This window comes from Microbacterium sp. Z6_144 (genome assembly GCF_057197625.1).
In genome coordinates this window covers 1,877,909-1,894,192 of the sequence record NZ_JBXVPT010000001.1, presented here as the reverse complement: position 1 = coordinate 1,894,192, position 16,284 = coordinate 1,877,909, and the positions used below count along the sequence as shown (strand labels likewise).

Genomic DNA, 16,284 nt, shown 5'->3' with positions numbered 1-16,284 from the left:
ACTACGCCGGGCACCCGGGACGAAGGCTCAGGAACTGTACGTCGTCGCGGCGCCCAAGATGCCCAGGAGCAGGAGGATCGGAAGGACGACGGCGAAGATGACGAGCAGGATCAGGATTCCGACCCCCACCCATCCGATGATGGTGCCGGCCATCGCCATGCCGTAACCGGCGTCGTTCGAGGTCTTCAGGCGCTTGAGGGAGAGGTGGCCGAGGATGACGGCGGCGATCGACGCGAGCCCGAGGACGATCGTCCAGGAGAAGACGATGCCACCGATCGCGCACACGAGCGATGCGATGGCGAGCGCGTCGGTCTTGCGCTGCGGGTAGGCCGCTCCCGCGTACGGCGACGGCTGCGCATAACCCGCCGGCGGGCCGTACCCCTGCGGCGCCGGGTAGGGAGGCGGGCCGTACCCCTGCGGCGCCGGGTAGCCCTGCGGGGTGGGGTGCGCCGGGAGCGAGGCGTAGCTCTGCGGCGCGGCGGGTGCGGCCCCGGCGGGTGCGGCCCCGGTGGCAGCGGCGTACGGCGGGACGGCGGGAGGCGGAGGCGGAACCGGCGGGATCGCCGCGGTGTCGTCGGGGGAGGGTGAAGTGGGGTCGCTCACGGCGGGCCCCTTTCTGCTCGAATGCTCCCAGAGTCCCAGCGCCGTCGTCGTGGTGTCAAACGCGGCTCCTCCCGCTCGCCTAGGCTGGGGCCGTCTCATCCCCTCGCCTGGAATGGAGCGTGCTCATGGCGACCGATCGCGTCGTGCTCGTCACCGGTGGAAACCGCGGCATCGGCCGTGCGATCGCCGAGCGGTTCGTCGCGGAAGGATACCGCGTGGCCGTCACCGCGCGCTCGGGCGACGGGCCGATGGGCACCCTGACCGTCCGCGCCGACGTCACCGATGCCGCAGCCGTCGACGCGGCCTTCCGGGAGATCGAGGCCACGCTCGGTCCCGTGGAGATCGTCGTCGCCAACGCCGGCATCACGAAGGACACGCTGCTCCTGCGCATGAGCGAAGAGGACTTCGACTCGGTGATCGCGACGAACCTCGGTGGAGCGTTCCGCGTCGTCAAGCGTGCGTCGAAGGGGATGCTGCGTGCCCGGTGGGGCCGCGTCATCCTCATCTCCAGCGTCGTGGGTCTCCTGGGCTCCGCCGGACAGATCAACTACGCCGCCTCCAAGAGCGGGCTCGTCGGCTTCGCGCGCTCGCTGACGCGCGAACTGGGTGGGCGCGGCATCACGGCCAACGTCGTGGCGCCGGGATTCATCGAGACCGACATGACGGCCGAACTGCCCGAAGCCACCCAGGCGGAGTACAAGGGGCGGGTTCCCGTCGGACGTTTCGCGACCACCGACGAGGTCGCCGGCGTCGTGACGTGGCTCGCCTCCGATGACGCCGCCTACATCGCGGGCGCCGTCATCCCGGTCGACGGCGGCCTCGGCATGGGGCACTGACACCCCGCCGAACCCGGGTCGGTCACCGCAGGTCGGTCACCGCAGGGCGGCGGCCAAGAGGCGAGCCAGCTCGGCCGGCTGCGAGAGCTGCGGCCAGTGGCCGGACTGCAGTTCCACGATCTCGAGGTCCTGGAGGGCGGCGAGGTCGGCGGCCCAGCCGGGCGCTGCGGCGATGATCTCTCGGAGGTCGGCCGCGGGCATCGTGCCGGTCAGGATCGTCGCCGGCACCGCATACCGGCGGGTGTCGGTCAGGCGGATCGGGTCGGTCGGCACGCGCGCCGGAACGGACAGGGTCCGGGAGGCGGCCGCCGCTCTCGTCGCCTCGTCCAGGTCGCCCACCTCGGCGTCCTCGAACGTGTCCCACCCGGGGAAGGGGATGACGCCGTCGATGATCGGAAACTCCCAGATGGATCCGCCGTCGGCAGGAGGGAAGGTGTCCACGAACACCACGCGCGCCACGCGGTCGGCCCTCGCGTCCGCGGCGCCCCACACCACGTTGCCACCGCCGGAATGACCGACGAGCGCGATGGGCCCGGAAAGACGGTCGATCTCTGCGACGACCGCCGCCACCCAGTCGGCGATGCCGATCTCGGACGAGCTGTCGGCGGGCTCGCCCATGCCGGGCATGGTCAGCGGGTGAGCGGTATGACCGGCCGCCTCCACCGCGGGGATGACGGTGTCCCAGGTGGAGGCGTCCAGCCAGAGACCGGGTACGAGGATGACGTCCATGACCGCACGCTACGCCGGGCCTCCGACACGATCACGGCAGGAGCGCGATCACCTGCGCGAGGTCGACGGGACCGATGACGAGGTCGGCGCGCTCGCGGACGGCCGGCTTGGCGTTGAAGGCGATGCCGAGCCCGGCGGCGGCGAGCATGAGGAGGTCGTTCGCTCCGTCACCGACGGCGATCGTCCGCTGGAGCGGGACGCCGAGCTCATCGGCCCATTCGCGCAGCGTCGCGGCCTTCCCCGCCCCGTCGATGATCGGGCCGGAGACGCGTCCGGTGAGCACGCCGCCGTCGGCCTCCAGACGGTTCGCGCGCCAGCGATCCACGCCCAGACGCGGCGCGATCTCGTCCAGCACCTCGTGGAAGCCTCCGGAGACCACTCCCACGATGCCGCCGCGGTCGTGCACAGCGGCGACGAGCTCCCGCACGCCGGGCGTCGGCTCGACCCGCGAGATCACCCGAGCGAACGCCGATACCGGCACTGCGCGCAGCTCACAGACGCGCGCACGGAGGCTCTCGGCGAAGTCGACCTCGCCCCGCATCGCCGCCTCCGTGGCCGCAGCCACCTCCGCGCCCCGGCCCGCCTCATCGGCGATGAGCTCGATGACCTCGTTGCGGAGGAGGGTGGAGTCGGCGTCGAGAACGACGAGCAGGCGGGTGGCGTCGGGCACGGCCTCGACCCTAGCGTGCCTCACGGCGTCATCCGGGAGCCGGCGACTGCCCGGCGTCGTAGGCTCGGAAGGTCGCGCGCGCGACGCCCGCTTCGCCACCCGAGGAGAATCCGCCATGGCCGACGTCGAGAGCTTCACCCTGGACCACACCGCCGTGAAGGCGCCCTACGTCCGTCTCATCGGCACGGAGCAGGGCCTGCGCGGCGACGTCATCTCGAACTTCGACGTGCGCTTCGTCCAGCCGAACGAGGGGGAGATCCCCACCGCCGGTATCCACACGATCGAGCACATGCTCGCCAGCCTCCTGCGCGACCGGATGGAGGGTCTCATCGACATCTCCCCGTTCGGCTGCCGCACCGGGTTCCACCTCATCGCGTGGGGCGAACCGCCCCTGCCGGAGCTCGTCGCGGCCTTGCGCGATAGCCTGCGGTTCATCGCCGAGGAGGCGACGGAGGCCGACATCCCCGGCGTCGACGCGTTCAGCTGCGGAAACTACCGGGACCACAGCCTCCACACCGCCCGCGAGTGGTCGAAGCTCATCCTCGAGCAGGGCATCAGCCTCGACGCGTTCCAGCGCGTCGGCGTCTGACCCGCCCCCCGCATCCGATCCGAGTCGTCAGGCGTCGACGCGGACGCCCTTCCCGACGACGGTGATGCCGGTGTCGGTGACGGTGAAGCCGCGCGCGATGTCGCGCTCCCGGTCCACCCCGACGGTGGCACCGTCGGCGAGCACGACGTTCTTGTCGAGGATCGCGCGGTGCACCCGCGCCCCCGCTCCCACGTGCACGTGGTCGAACAGCACGGAATCGGTGATCGTCGATCCGCCGCCGGCGAGGGTCCACGGGCCCACGACGCTGCGCTCGAGATGCGTGCCGGACAGCACCGAACCGAGCGACACGATCGAGTCGATCGCGTTGCCGATGCGGCCCACCGAGTCGCGCACGAACTTCGCCGGCGGCGAATTGACGGTCTGCGAGAAGATCGGCCACGCGGTGTTGTACAGGTTGAAGATCGGCAGCGTCGCGATCAGGTCGGCGTGCGCGTCGTAGAACGAGTCGATCGTTCCCACGTCGCGCCAGTAGGCGCGGTCGCGCGGGGTCGAACCGGGCACGTCGTTGCGCTTGAAGTCGTACACGGCGGCTTCGCCTCGCTCGACGAAGTAGGGGACGATGTCCCCGCCCATGTCGTGGTTGGACGTGGGGGATTCGCCGTCCACCTGCACGGCCTCGATGAGGGCATCGGCGTCGAAGATGTAGTTGCCCATCGACGCGAGCACCTCGTGCGGAGCATCCGAGAGCCCCGTCGGATTCTGGGGCTTCTCCAGGAAGTCGCGGATGCGGATGTTGTCCTTGGGATCGACGTCGATCACGCCGAACTGGTTCGCCAGGGAGATCGGCTGGCGGATGCCGGCGACCGTCGCGCGCGCGCCGGATGCGATGTGCGCCTCCAGCATCTGACCGAAGTCCATGCGGTACACGTGGTCGGCGCCGATCACCATGACGATGTCGGGCTTCTCGTCGTTCAGGAGGTTCAGGCTCTGCAGGATGGCGTCGGCCGAGCCGGAGAACCACCGCTTACCCAGGCGCTGCTGCGCCGGCACCGACGCGACATACGAGCCGAGCATCGGCGACATCCGCCACGTCTGCGAGATGTGCCGGTCGAGGCTGTGCGACTTGTACTGGGTGAGCACCACCAGCTGCTGCAAACCGGAATTGATCAGGTTCGAGATCGCGAAGTCGATGAGCCGATACTGTCCGCCGAAGGGCACCGCGGGCTTGGCCCGGTCGGCCGTGAGGGGCATGAGTCGCTTTCCCTCGCCCCCGGCGAGGATGATTCCGAAGACCTTCGGCGCTGCTGGCATGAACCAACCCTAGGGTGCGTGCTGCGAGGGAACCACCCGCCCACGCGCCCTTGACACCTGTACTACCGTTCCCTCATGCGCGTCGACATCGTGACCAAGGAATACCCCCCCGAGATCTATGGCGGGGCCGGTGTGCACGTGACGGAGCTGGTGCGCGCGCTGCGTCTCTCCATCGAGGTGCGCGTCCGCGCCTTCGGTGCCGCGCGTGACGAGGAGGGCACCAGCGCCTACGCGGTTCCGGCCGAGCTGGCTACGGCCAACGGTGCGATCCAGACCCTGGGCACCGACCTCGAGATCGTCGCTGATGTCGCCGGGGCGGACGTCGTGCACAGCCACACCTGGTACGCGAACTTCGCCGGGCACCTCGCCTCCCTCCTCCACGGCATCCCGCACGTGGTCACCGCGCACAGCCTGGAGCCGCTGCGGCCGTGGAAGGCCGAGCAGCTCGGCGGCGGCTACGCCGTCTCCAGCTACATCGAGAAGACCGCCTACGAGGGCGCCGCCGCCATCGTCGCGGTGAGCGAGGGGATGCGCACCGACATCCTGCGGAGTTACCCCGCGCTCGATCCCGCCAAGGTGCACGTGATCTACAACGGCATCGACACCGAGGCGTGGCATCCGGTGGAGGATGCGGCGTTCCTCGCGGAAGCGGGAATCGATCCCGCCCGCCCCTCGGTGGTGTTCGTCGGACGCATCACGCGGCAGAAGGGCCTCCCGTACCTCCTGCGCGCGGCCGAGCAGCTGCCACCGGAGGTGCAGCTGGTGCTCTGCGCCGGGGCACCGGACACCCCGCAGATCCTCGCCGAGGTGCAGGAGCTCGTCCGCGGGCTGCAGGCCACCCGCGAGGGGGTCGTCTGGATCGACCGGCTCCTCCCGCGCAACGAGCTCTCGGCGATCCTGACCGCAGCCACGACGTTCGTGTGCCCGTCGGTGTACGAACCGCTGGGCATCGTGAACCTCGAGGCCATGGCGTGCGGCGCCGCCGTCGTGGGCACCGCGACCGGCGGCATCCCCGAGGTCGTCGCCGACGGGGTCACCGGACGCCTCGTCCCCATCGAGCAGGTTCAGGACGGTACAGGGACCCCGGTCGATCCGCAGCGCTTCGTCGACGACCTCGCGCGCGTGCTGACGGAGGTCGTGACCGATCCGGCGCGCGCGGCCGAGTACGGCCAGGCGGGGCGCCGGCGCGCCGCGGAGGAGTTCAGCTGGGCGCGGATCGCCGAGCAGACGGCCGCGCTGTACGCCGGTCTGGCCGGCACCGGCCGATAGGCTGGGCCCATGCCTGAGGTCCTGGAGTTCTCCGACGTCGTCGTCCGCCGGAACGCCCGCGACATCGTCGCGCACCTGGACTGGACGGTATCCGACGACGAACGCTGGGTGATCCTCGGACCCAACGGCGCCGGGAAGACCACGGTGCTCCAGCTCGCCGACACCCTGATTCATCCCACGTCGGGAACGGTGACGATCCTCGGCGAGCGGCTCGGGCGCACCGACGTGTTCGAGCTGCGTCCGCGCATCGGCTTCGCCTCCTCCGCGATGGCGCGCCGCGTGCCGCCGGAGGAGACGGTGCTGGACGTGGTGCTCACCGCCGCGTACTCGGTGATGGGTCGCTGGCGCGAGGAGTACGAGGACATCGACGAGCGGCGCGCGCTGCGCGTGCTGAGCGAGTGGCGCCTGGATCACCTCGCCGATCGCACGTTCGGAACGCTGTCGGACGGCGAGCAGAAGCGCGTGCAGATCGCACGCGCCGTGATGACCGACCCCGAACTGCTGCTGTTGGACGAGCCGACCGCCAGCCTCGATCTGGGCGCCCGCGAGGAACTTCTCACCCTTCTGGCCGGCTACGCGCAGGCGCCGACCACGCCGGCGATGGTGATGGTCACCCACCATGTCGAGGAGATCCCGGTCGGATTCACCCACGTCCTGCTGCTGCGCGACGGCGCTGTCGTCGCGGCGGGCCCGATCCCGTCGGCGCTCACGGCGGAGAACCTCACCGCCACCTTCGGCACCCGGATCGTGCTGAACGAAGACGGCGGTCGCTACGCCGCGCGCGCCGCATCCTGACTGTTCCAGCCCCCGAGCCGGGGCTGGTAGAGTAGGTGGTTGGTGCCGCAGGCACTGCAGACTTTCCCGGTCCTGATGGACCACGCCCAACCGCAAGGATTCCGCATGAAGACTGACACCCACCCCGAGTACCGCGCCGTCGTGTTCCGCGACCTCGGCTCGGGCGAGACGTTCCTCACCCGTTCGACCGTGTCGAGCGCCAAGACCATCGAGCTGGACGGCGTCGAGTACCCCGTCATCGACGTGGAGATCTCCTCCGCCTCGCACCCGTTCTACACGGGCAAGCAGCGCATCATGGACTCGGCCGGTCGCGTCGAGAAGTTCAACCAGCGCTTCAAGAACTTCGGCGGCAAGTAAGCTCCGCTCCTCGAAGGCCCCGCTTCGGCGGGGCCTTCGTCGTTCCCGCCCGCATCGAGAAACAACATCCCGGACGAGAAACGCCGCGCCGCGCCGTTTCTCGTCCGGATCGTCGTTTCTCGGCGGGGGACGGGGCGGGGGACGGACGGGACGCGAGAGGTCAGCGGATGGGCCAGCGGCCGTCGAGGCTGTCGTCGGGGTCTAGGCGGCCGATCTGCACGAAGTACTCCGTGAGGCTCTCGGCCTGCGATCGCGCCCACCCGATCTGCCGCGTGTGCAGCTCCTCGAGCGTGGGGGGCAGCCACGCGGCGAACCGCTCGGCCAGGGCGAGCGCCACCCGGCCGGCCGCGACGGCGTCGGCGGATGCCTCGTGGGCGCCGTCCAGGCGGACGGCGTAGTGCTCTGCGACCACCGAGAGCGTCCGCTTGCCGCGCCGGTAGCGGTCGTACCGCTTGTCGACCACGAGCGGGTCGATGACGGGCGAGGGCGACGCCAGCGGGGTCACCCCGTGGCGGAGCGCCTCGTGCTTGAGGAGGGAGAAGTCGTACGGCGCGTTGTAGGCGACGACAGGGATGCCCGCGGCGAACACTCCTGCAAGGGCTTCGACCACCTCAGCGACCACGGCCGCGGCATCGCGCCCGTGCGTGCGGGCGTGCTCGGTGGAGATGCCGTGGATGGCGGCGGCGCCGTCGGGGATCGCGACCCCAGGGTCGGCGAGCCAGTCGCGGGCGGTCAGCACCGCGCCGTCGGCGTCGAGCACCCCGACGTGCGCGGTGACGATGCGGTCGCGCGCCACGTCCACACCGGTGGTCTCGAGGTCGAACACCCCGATGACGCGCGTCCACTCCGGGGCCTGGAACAGCGGAAGCGGCTCGGGTCGCTCCGTGCGGTGCATGCCCCACACGCTATGCGCGGCATCCGACATCGCCGGAGAGGCGCACGGACGGGCCCGCAAGGCCGCACTCCGTAGACTCGAGGGATGCCGAATCCCTACGCCCCGCTGCTGTCCCGCGTCGCCGTCGAGCGGCGCGAGGCGGAGGTGCTCGGCGGAACGACGGCGTACTGGACCTACGGCGATGCGGATGCGGTGACCACCGTGATCGCCGTGCACGGCTTCCGCGGCGAGCACCACGGCCTGGAGCCGGTGATCGCGCACCTGCCCGGCGTCCGCGTCCTCTCACCCGACCTCCCCGGGTTCGGCGAGACGGCCCCGATCCCCGGCCGGAGACACGACCTCGCGCTGTACGCGGAGTGGCTCGCCGCCTTCGCGGGCGCGGTCGCCCCGGGGGCCGTCATCCTCGGGCATTCGTTCGGCTCGATCGTGTCGGCGGCAGCCGTGGCCGGCGGTCTCGGCACCCCCGCTCTGGTGCTGGTGAACCCCATCGGCGCTCCGGCGCTGGAAGGACCCCGCGGCGTCCTCACGCGGCTGGCGGTCCTCTACTACTGGGCCGGTGCGCGCCTCCCTCGCCGGATCGGCGAGGCGCTCCTGCGCAACCGCGTCATCGTGCGTGTCATGAGCCTCGCCATGGCCAAGACGAAGGACCGGAGCCTCCGCCGCTTCGTGCACGAGCAGCACGACCTCTACTTCTCCCGGTTCTCCGACCGCGATGTGCTGCACCAGGCGTTCCTCACGTCGGTGTCGCACGACGTGCGCGAATTCGCGCCGCGCATCACTCAGCCGGTGCTTCTGGTCGCCGCCGTCCGCGACGACATCACCCCGATCGAGGCGGAGCGGCGGCTGGCCACGCTCTTCCCGCGTGCGGAGCTGGTCGAGATCGCCGACGTGGGACACCTCATCCACTACGAGACGCCGGCGCAGGCCGCCGACGCCATCAGGCGCTTTCTCGAGCCTTCCGGCGCCGATACGCGTTGACGTTCATGCGGTTGCCGCAGTTGCCCGTGTCGCAGTAGCGCTTGGACCCGTTGCGCGAGTAGTCGATGTAGACCGAGCGGCAGTCGTCCGCGGAGCACACGCGCACCCGCCCGTACTCGTCGGCGCGGATGACGTCGATGAAGGCCATCGCGGTCTCGACGAGGATGCGGGTGTGCAGAGGAGCGTCGCCGTCGGTGGCATGGATGTGCCACTCCTCGACTCCGTCGTGGGTCACGAGCTGGGGGAGGGCCCGGCCATCGACGAGCATCGCGTTCACCAGCGGTACCGCCCCGTCGCGGTCGACCTGCCACAGCTCGTGCAGCCGGCGGCGGATGCCGCGCACCTCCGCGAGCTCCTCGGCGTCCCGGTCGATCCGGCCGCTGTAGGGCTGCCCGTGGAGGAACCGGTTGAGATCGTCCACCGTCGTCAGGGCGTCCACCCCCGCGGACGAGGTGTCGGGGAGCGTGTTGACAAGGAGGACTGCTGCCGTGAGCGACATCTGCGTGTCATGGATGAATACCACGTTGACTCCTGACGTTCCCCTGAGTAGTGTCACAAGTGTACCGACCGAACACTCCTGACAGGTGACCGCATGACCGCGACGATCGCACACCCGCTCGCCGTCACGTCGCGTACCGCCGGCGTGGTCATCGGACTCGCCTCGGCCCTGGGGTTCGCCTCGAGCGGTCCGGTGGTCAAGCCGCTCCTGGAGGCTGGGTGGTCGGTGGGTGCCGCGCTCCTCCTGCGCATGGGGGGCGCTGCCCTCCTGCTCTCCCCGTGGCTGATCCGGGCGTTCGTCCGCGACCGCAGCATCGTGCGGCGGCACGGGGCGCTCATCGTCGGCTTCGGCCTGACCGGCGTCGCGGGCTGCCAGCTGTTCTTCTTCTCCGCGATGCAGCGGATGCCGGTGGCCATCGCCCTGCTCGTGCAGTACATCGCCCCCGTCCTCCTGGTGGCCTGGGTGTGGATGCGCACGCGTCGGCGCCCGTCCGCTCTCGTGCTGGGCGGCACGGCGGTGGCCGTGGTCGGACTCGTCTTCGTGATCGACCTCACCGGCGCGGCATTCGATCCGATCGGGATGCTGCTGGCCCTCGGCGCCGCGGTGTGCCTGGCGGCGTACTTCGCCCTCGCCGAGCGCACCACCGCGGCGATGCCGCCGGTCGCTCTGGCAGCCGGTGGGTTGATCGTGGGCGCCGTGCTGACGGGCGTGTTGTGCCTGGTCGGCGTCCTGCCCTTCGTCGCGCCCGCCGTGACCACCGATGTCCTGGGTGCGAGCATGCCGTGGTTCGTCTCGATCGCGTGGGTCGCTCTCGTGGCGACGGCGTTCGGCTACGGCCTCGGCATCCTCGCCGTGCCGCGCATCGGGGCACGGCTGGCCTCGTTCGTGGGATTGACCGAGGTGCTCTTCGCGATGATCTTCGCGTGGATGCTGCTGGGCGAAGCCCCCACGCTCGTCCAAGCAGCCGGCGGAGTCCTGATCCTCGCCGGCGTCGTCCTCGTCCGGGCAGACCCGGCAGCCGTCCCGCGGGAGGTCGCTACCGCTCCCGCCGTGCCAGCTCCATGAGCGGGCCGACGCGATAGGGGATGATCTCCCGCATCACGAGGGAGGTCTCGGTGCGCTCGACTCCGTCGACCGCGAGGATCCGCGCATCGACGTCGAACAGATGCTGGGTGTCGCGGCACGCCACGCGAGCCACGAGATCGATCTGTCCGCTCATGCCGTGCGCCTGGAGGATCTCGGGGATCTGCTCGAGTTCGGCGCGGATGCGGGGGAGTTCGGCCTGTCGCACGGTCACGTGGATGAACGCCTCGATCGGGAAGCCCATGGCGGCGGGGGAGAGAGAGCGCTCGTACGACAGCAGCACCTCGGTCCGCTCCAGACGGGCCATGCGCGCCTGAACCGTGTTGCGCGACATGCCCAGGCGATCGGCCAGGGCGACGACCGTGGCGCGCGGGTCATCCGCGAGGGCGCGGAGGAGGTCGAGGTCGACAGCATCCAGATGAGACATGATGCGCAACCCTAGCAGCCAAGAACCGGCGAAGTAGCGCAACCTGCTCAATACTGCGCGGGAGCCTTGAGCTAGGTGCGCGGCGGACGTATGGTCGCGGTGTTCGGCGACGCTGCCGGCGCCGGACGCTCCCCGGCCCCACGAGGGCCGAGGGCCGACCTGGAGGACTGACAATGGTGCCCGCTCCTACCCCTGCCGCCGACCTCGCCCTGACTGGGGACGACGCGGCGCGGCTGCTCACCCCCCACGGCCAGCGTGTGCCCGACCCCGCCTTGGACCCGTGGCTGGGGGATCCCGATCCGGCGCTCCTGCGCACCCTTTACCGCGACATGGTCTTCACTCGCCGCGTCGATGCCGAGGGCTTCGCCCTGCAACGACAGGGCCAGCTCGGCCTGTGGCCCCCGGCCCGCGGCCAGGAGGCCGTGCAGGTGGGCACGACGCACGCCCTGGCCGGCACCGACATGATCTTCCCCAGCTACCGGGAGACCGGCGTCCTCCTGGCCCGCGGCGGACGGCCGTCGGAGTTCATCCTGGCGTGGCGCGGCGAGGCCCACGCCGCCTACGACACCGTGCGGCTCCGCATGGCCCCGATGCAGATCATCATCGGCGCGCACTCGCTGCACGCCACCGGCTACGCGATGGGGATCCAGCGCGACCGGGCCGATGAGATCGCAGTCGCCTACTTCGGCGACGGCGCGACCAGCCAGGGCGACGTCAGCGAGGCGCTGGTGTTCTCCGCGTCGTACCAGGCGCCGGTGGTGTTCGTGTGCTCGAACAATCAGTGGGCCATCTCCGAACCGGTCGACGTGCAGTCCCGGGTGCCGCTGGCAGCGCGCGCCCCCGGATTCGGCGTTCCGAGCGTGCGGGTGGACGGCAACGACGTTCTGGCCTGCTACGCAGCGATGACCTGGGCGCGCGAGCGCGCCCGCCGAGGCGACGGGCCGACGTTCATCGAGGCGGTGACCTACCGGATGGGACCGCACACCACCGCCGACGACCCCACGCGGTACCGCGACGCGGCCGAGGTGGAGGCGTGGGCGCGACGCGATCCGATCACCCGCTTCGAGGCGTACCTGCGCGCCGAGGGCGTCCTGGACGATGCCGCCGTGGCCGAGGTCGCCGCGGCAGCCGACGCGCTGGCCGCGGAGGTGCGCGCGGCCTGCATCGGGGCACGGACGCGCCCGGCGTTGGAGGTGCTCGACACGGTGTACGCCGAGCCGCACTCGGGGCTGGCCGAGCAGCGCCGCGACTACGAGGCGTACCTCGCCGGATTCGCCGACACGGAGGTGGGCTCATGACCACGCTGACTCTCGCGCAGGCCGTGAACGCGGGCCTGCGCTCTGCGATGGAGGACGACCCCCGGGTGCTCGTGATGGGCGAGGACATCGGGAAGCTCGGCGGAGTCTTCCGCGTGACCGACGGCCTGCTCGATCGGTTCGGCGCCCAGCGCGTGGTGGACACCCCCCTGGCCGAGGCGGGCATCATGGGCACCGCCGTGGGACTGGCCTATCGCGGCTATCGGCCCGTGGTGGAGATCCAGTTCGACGGTTTCGTCTATCCCGCGTTCGACCAGATCGTCTGCCAGGTCGCCAAGCTCCACTACCGCACCCGCGGCGCGGTGACGATGCCCCTCACCATCCGCATCCCGTGGGCCGGGGGCATCGGCGCCGCCGAGCATCACTCGGAGTCGCCGGAGGCGTACTTCGTGCACACCGCGGGGCTGCGCGTGGTGGCCGCATCCGATCCGCGCGATGCCTACGTGCTGCTGCGCCAGGCCATCGCAAGCGACGATCCGGTGGTCTTCTTCGAACCCAAGCGGCTCTACCACACCAAGGGCGAGGTCGACCTCGAGCTCGATCTGGCCGATGAGCCCCCGATGGGGCTCGCGCGCGTCGTCCGGGAGGGCACGGATGTCACCCTGGTGACCTACGGCGCCCAGGTGCCGGTCGCACTGGACGCCGCGGTCGCCGCGGAGGACGAGGGCGTCTCCATCGAGGTGATCGACCTGCGCTCGATCTCTCCGGTGGACTACGGCACCGTCACCGCCTCGGTGCGCAAGACCGGCCGTGCCGTGGTCAGCCACGAGGCGGCCCGTGAGGCCGGGGTCGGAGCGGAGTTGGTGGCCAGCATCACCGAGCGCTGCTTCGACTACCTCGAAGCCGCCCCGCGGCGGGTGACGGGCCACGACATCCCGTATCCGCCGGCGAAGCTCGAGCGTCACCATCTCCCCGACCTCGACCGCATCCTCGACGCGGTCGACCGGGTGCTCGACCGCCCGCGCGACCTGCGGGAGGTGCGGTGATGATTCAGGAATTCCGCCTCCCCGACCTCGGCGAGGGCCTCACCGACGCCGAGCTGGTGCAGTGGCTCGTCGCCGAGGGCGAGGAGGTCGCGCTGAACCAGACCATCGCCGAGATGGAGACGGCCAAGGCCGTCGTCGAACTGCCCTCGCCCTACGCGGGAGCCGTGCATCGCCTCCACGCCGACCCCGGCGACACGATCGAGGTCGGTGCGCCGCTGGTGACCTTCGCGATCGCGGGGGATGACGCGTCGCCGGAGGGTCCCGCCGCCGAGATGCCCGCCCCACCCGCCGTCGAGCAGGCCACCCCCGCGGCGGTGGAATCCCCGACGGCCTCGCCCGGCGACGCGCCGGAGAACGCCGGCGCGCGGCAGGCGACCCTCGTCGGGTACGGTGCCGTCGGACGCTCCGGTGCCCGTCCGCACCGCCGGGCCCGGCGCGGACGTGCACCCCTCGCGCCGGACCCGGTTCCCACCCGCGGCGAGGGCGACCGGCAACGCCCGCGGTCGACCCCTCCCGTCCGCCGGCTCGCAAAGAGCCTGGGGGTCGACCTCGACTCGCTCGGAGTGGAGGATCGGCCCATCACGCGGGCGGATGTCGAGGCCGCGGTCCGGCCTCTCCCCGCGGGTCAAAGCCCTCTGCCGAGCGGCGGGCAACCGGGGGCCGTCGGCGACACGCGGGTCACCCGCATCCCGATCCGGGGCGTCCGCAAGCACACGGCCGCCGCGATGGTGCGAAGCGCCTTCACGGCGCCGCACGCGGCCACGTTCGTGACGATCGACGTCACCGAGACGCTGCGGCTCCTCGACGAGCTGGCGCACGACCGCGCGCTGGACGGGCATCGCATCGGCATCCTCACGGTGGTCGCGAAGGCGGTCTGCCTCGCACTGGGGCGTACCCCCGTGCTCGGTTCGCGCTGGGACGAGGAGGCCGGCGAGATCCTCCAGCCGTCCTACGTCAACCTGGGCATCGCCGTCGCGAGCGACCGCGGCCTGGTCGTGCCGAACCTCCCGGATGCGGAGACGCTGAGCCTGGTCGACCTCGCCGACGCGATCGGGGAGATCGTCACCACCGCCCGCGCCGGCACGCTCTCACCCGCGCAGCTGACCGGCGGCACCTTCACGATCACGAACGTGGGCGTCTTCGGGGTGGACGGGGGAACACCGATCCTGAATCCGGGGGAGGCCGGCATCCTGGCCGTCGGCGCTGTGCGGCGTCGACCATGGGAGCACGAGGACGCCGTCGCCCTCCGCGACGTGGTCACCCTCACCCTGTCCTTCGACCACCGGCTCGCCGATGGTGTCGAAGCCGCCCGCTTCCTCACCGACGTCGCCGGGGTGCTCCGCGCCCCCGGCCGCGCGATGCTGCTGCGCTGATGACCACGACCGATACCGGCCCGACGCAGGCCGAGCTGGCCGAACGCCTCCGTCGGCGTCTCGCCGAGGTCGCCCTGGGCGGACCGGAGAACTCCCGCGAGCGCCACGTCGCGCGCGGAAAACTCCTCGCTCGCGACCGGGTGGATCGGCTGCTGGATGAGGGGAGCCCGTTCCTCGAGGTCGCGCCGCTCGCCGCGGAAGGAATGTACGACGGCGATGCGCCCTCAGCCGGCGTCATTGCGGGCATCGGGCTGGTGCACGGGCGGCTCGTGATGGTCGTCGCCAACGATGCGACCGTCAAGGGTGGCGCGTACTTCCCCCTCACCGTGAAGAAGCATCTGCGCGCGCAGGAGATCGCCCGCGACAACCGCCTCCCGTGCGTGTACCTCGTCGATTCGGGCGGCGCGTATCTGCCCCTGCAGGATGAGGTGTTCCCCGACCGCGATCACTTCGGCCGGATCTTCCGGAACCAGGCGCATCTGTCGGCCGCCGGCGTCCCGCAGATCGCAGCCGTCCTGGGCTCGTGCACGGCCGGGGGCGCGTACGTCCCGGCCATGAGCGATGAGAGCGTGATCGTGCGGGGGCAGGGGACGATCTTCCTCGGCGGACCACCCCTGGTGAAGGCCGCGATCGGCGAGACCGTCACGCCCGAAGAGCTCGGCGGAGGTGAGGTGCACGCGCGCCGCTCCGGGGTGGTCGACCACCTGGCCGAGAGCGACGAGCACGCGCTGGAGATCGTGCGCGACATCGTCGCGACGCTTCCGCCGCCCCCTCCCCGAGCGTGGGAAGTCGTCGCATCCGTTCCGCCGGTGGCCGACCCCACCACCCTCTACGACGTCGTACCGGTCGACGTGGCCCAGCCCTACGACGTCCACGCCGTCCTCGACCGGCTCGTGGACGCCGGGTCGGTGCACGAGTTCAAGCGGGAGTACGCCACCACGGTCGTCACCGCGTTCGCGCGGATCCACGGGCACCCTGTGGGCATCGTGGCGAACAACGGCGTGCTCTTCAGCGAATCGGCGCTGAAGACCGCGCACTTCATCGAACTGTGCGACCAGCGGGGCATCCCGCTGCTGTTCCTGCAGAACATCTCCGGATTCATGGTGGGGAAGGATGCCGAGGCGGGAGGCATCGCCAAGGACGGGGCCAAGATGGTCACCGCCGTCGCCACGACCCGCGTGCCCAAGCTCACCGTCATCATCGGCGGATCCTTCGGGGCCGGCAACTATGCGATGTGCGGCAGGGCGTACGACCCGCGATTCCTGTGGACCTGGCCGGCCGCCCGCATCTCCGTGATGGGCGGGCCCCAGGCGGCCGCGGTGCTGGGCACGGTCAAGCGCGATCAGCTCGACGCGCGGGGTCAGGAGTGGTCCGCCCAGGACGAGGAGGCGTTCCGCGCCCCGATCCGCGAGCGCTACGACGCGCAGGGCGACCCGTACTACGCCACCGCGCGGCTGTGGGACGACGGAATCCTCGACCCCGCCGACACCCGCACCGTGATCGGCCTCGCCCTCGAGGTCGTCTCACGTTCCCCGCTTCCCGACCCGCGCTTCGGCGTCTTCCGGATGTGAGCGCCATGAGAGTGCACCCGACCTCTGAGCCTGTCG

At 71.1% G+C, this 16,284-nt stretch carries 18 protein-coding genes; 11 read left to right on the top strand and 7 right to left on the bottom strand.

What is annotated here, in order from left to right; all coding sequences use genetic code 11:
• Positions 1-27: 27 nt before the first annotated feature.
• Positions 28-603: a DUF4190 domain-containing protein gene (locus AC2DGY_RS09250; protein WP_484509396.1), complete on the bottom strand. Its 576-nt coding sequence runs from the start codon at positions 601-603 to the stop codon at positions 28-30.
• Positions 604-728: 125 nt separating this feature from the next.
• On the opposite strand from AC2DGY_RS09250, the gene fabG reads away from it, so the two are divergent.
• Entirely contained in the window at positions 729-1,439 is a 711-nt protein-coding gene (fabG, locus tag AC2DGY_RS09245) for a 3-oxoacyl-ACP reductase FabG (protein WP_484509395.1), read from the top strand.
• 36 nt (positions 1,440-1,475) lie between these two features.
• On the opposite strand, the gene AC2DGY_RS09240 is transcribed toward fabG, so the two are convergent.
• Both AC2DGY_RS09240 and serB read right to left on the bottom strand, forming a co-directional pair.
• Positions 1,476-2,168: an alpha/beta fold hydrolase gene (locus AC2DGY_RS09240; protein ID WP_484509394.1), complete on the bottom strand. Its 693-nt coding sequence runs from the start codon at positions 2,166-2,168 to the stop codon at positions 1,476-1,478.
• 31 nt (positions 2,169-2,199) lie between these two features.
• Positions 2,200-2,838, bottom strand: coding sequence for a phosphoserine phosphatase SerB (serB, locus tag AC2DGY_RS09235; protein ID WP_484509393.1), 639 nt, complete (start codon positions 2,836-2,838; stop codon positions 2,200-2,202).
• Positions 2,839-2,953: 115 nt separating this feature from the next.
• Between serB and AC2DGY_RS09230 the strand changes: the two genes are divergently transcribed.
• Positions 2,954-3,427: an S-ribosylhomocysteine lyase gene (locus AC2DGY_RS09230; RefSeq protein WP_484509392.1), complete on the top strand. Its 474-nt coding sequence runs from the start codon at positions 2,954-2,956 to the stop codon at positions 3,425-3,427.
• A 27-nt stretch (positions 3,428-3,454) separates the two neighbouring features.
• On the opposite strand, the gene glgC is transcribed toward AC2DGY_RS09230, so the two are convergent.
• Positions 3,455-4,699 carry a glucose-1-phosphate adenylyltransferase gene (gene glgC, locus AC2DGY_RS09225; RefSeq protein WP_484509391.1) on the bottom strand — a complete coding sequence of 415 codons (1,245 nt, stop codon included), beginning with the start codon at positions 4,697-4,699 and terminating at the stop codon, positions 3,455-3,457.
• Between the two features lie 75 nt (positions 4,700-4,774).
• Between glgC and glgA the strand changes: the two genes are divergently transcribed.
• The 3 genes from glgA (at position 4,775) to AC2DGY_RS09210 (ending at position 7,120) form a co-directional block, all read left to right on the top strand.
• Positions 4,775-5,968 (top strand): glycogen synthase, encoded by a 1,194-nt coding sequence (glgA, locus tag AC2DGY_RS09220; protein WP_484509390.1) that lies wholly within the window; start codon positions 4,775-4,777, stop codon positions 5,966-5,968.
• Positions 5,969-5,977: 9 nt separating this feature from the next.
• Positions 5,978-6,763: an ABC transporter ATP-binding protein gene (locus tag AC2DGY_RS09215; RefSeq protein WP_484509389.1), complete on the top strand. Its 786-nt coding sequence runs from the start codon at positions 5,978-5,980 to the stop codon at positions 6,761-6,763.
• 105 nt (positions 6,764-6,868) lie between these two features.
• Complete coding sequence (locus tag AC2DGY_RS09210) at positions 6,869-7,120, top strand: type B 50S ribosomal protein L31 (RefSeq protein ID WP_484509388.1); 252 nt, start codon at positions 6,869-6,871, stop codon at positions 7,118-7,120.
• A 160-nt stretch (positions 7,121-7,280) separates the two neighbouring features.
• On the opposite strand, the gene AC2DGY_RS09205 is transcribed toward AC2DGY_RS09210, so the two are convergent.
• Positions 7,281-8,015, bottom strand: a complete 735-nt coding sequence (locus AC2DGY_RS09205) for an exonuclease domain-containing protein (RefSeq protein WP_484509387.1) — start codon at positions 8,013-8,015, stop codon at positions 7,281-7,283.
• Between the two features lie 84 nt (positions 8,016-8,099).
• Here AC2DGY_RS09205 and AC2DGY_RS09200 point away from each other — a divergent pair, with 84 nt between their 5' ends.
• Positions 8,100-8,993, top strand: coding sequence for an alpha/beta fold hydrolase (locus AC2DGY_RS09200; RefSeq protein ID WP_484509386.1), 894 nt, complete (start codon positions 8,100-8,102; stop codon positions 8,991-8,993).
• On the opposite strand, the gene AC2DGY_RS09195 is transcribed toward AC2DGY_RS09200, so the two are convergent.
• Positions 8,953-9,516 (bottom strand): CGNR zinc finger domain-containing protein, encoded by a 564-nt coding sequence (locus AC2DGY_RS09195; RefSeq protein ID WP_484509385.1) that lies wholly within the window; start codon positions 9,514-9,516, stop codon positions 8,953-8,955. The two genes, AC2DGY_RS09200 and AC2DGY_RS09195, sit on opposite strands and share 41 nt — an antisense overlap.
• 69 nt (positions 9,517-9,585) lie before the next feature.
• On the opposite strand from AC2DGY_RS09195, the gene AC2DGY_RS09190 reads away from it, so the two are divergent.
• Complete coding sequence (locus AC2DGY_RS09190) at positions 9,586-10,557, top strand: EamA family transporter (RefSeq protein WP_484509384.1); 972 nt, start codon at positions 9,586-9,588, stop codon at positions 10,555-10,557.
• Here AC2DGY_RS09190 and AC2DGY_RS09185 read toward each other — a convergent pair.
• On the bottom strand, positions 10,529-11,002 hold the full coding sequence (locus tag AC2DGY_RS09185) for an Lrp/AsnC family transcriptional regulator (protein WP_484509383.1): 474 nt from the start codon (positions 11,000-11,002) through the stop codon (positions 10,529-10,531). The two genes, AC2DGY_RS09190 and AC2DGY_RS09185, sit on opposite strands and share 29 nt — an antisense overlap.
• Positions 11,003-11,175: 173 nt before the next feature.
• On the opposite strand from AC2DGY_RS09185, the gene pdhA reads away from it, so the two are divergent.
• Genes pdhA through AC2DGY_RS09165 form a run of 4 tightly spaced genes read left to right on the top strand, consistent with a single transcriptional unit; the run spans position 11,176 to position 16,248 of the window.
• Positions 11,176-12,300, top strand: coding sequence for a pyruvate dehydrogenase (acetyl-transferring) E1 component subunit alpha (gene pdhA, locus AC2DGY_RS09180; RefSeq protein ID WP_484509382.1), 1,125 nt, complete (start codon positions 11,176-11,178; stop codon positions 12,298-12,300).
• Positions 12,297-13,304, top strand: coding sequence for an alpha-ketoacid dehydrogenase subunit beta (locus tag AC2DGY_RS09175; RefSeq protein WP_484509381.1), 1,008 nt, complete (start codon positions 12,297-12,299; stop codon positions 13,302-13,304). The genes pdhA and AC2DGY_RS09175 overlap by 4 nt, the downstream gene beginning before the upstream one ends.
• Complete coding sequence (locus AC2DGY_RS09170) at positions 13,304-14,677, top strand: dihydrolipoamide acetyltransferase family protein (RefSeq protein ID WP_484509380.1); 1,374 nt, start codon at positions 13,304-13,306, stop codon at positions 14,675-14,677. The genes AC2DGY_RS09175 and AC2DGY_RS09170 overlap by 1 nt, the downstream gene beginning before the upstream one ends.
• The gene (locus tag AC2DGY_RS09165) at positions 14,677-16,248 is read left to right on the top strand and encodes a carboxyl transferase domain-containing protein (protein ID WP_484509379.1); all 1,572 of its coding nucleotides are present in this window, start codon (positions 14,677-14,679) and stop codon (positions 16,246-16,248) included. Before AC2DGY_RS09170 ends, AC2DGY_RS09165 begins: the two co-directional genes overlap by 1 nt.
• The last annotated feature ends 36 nt before the right edge of the window (positions 16,249-16,284 follow it).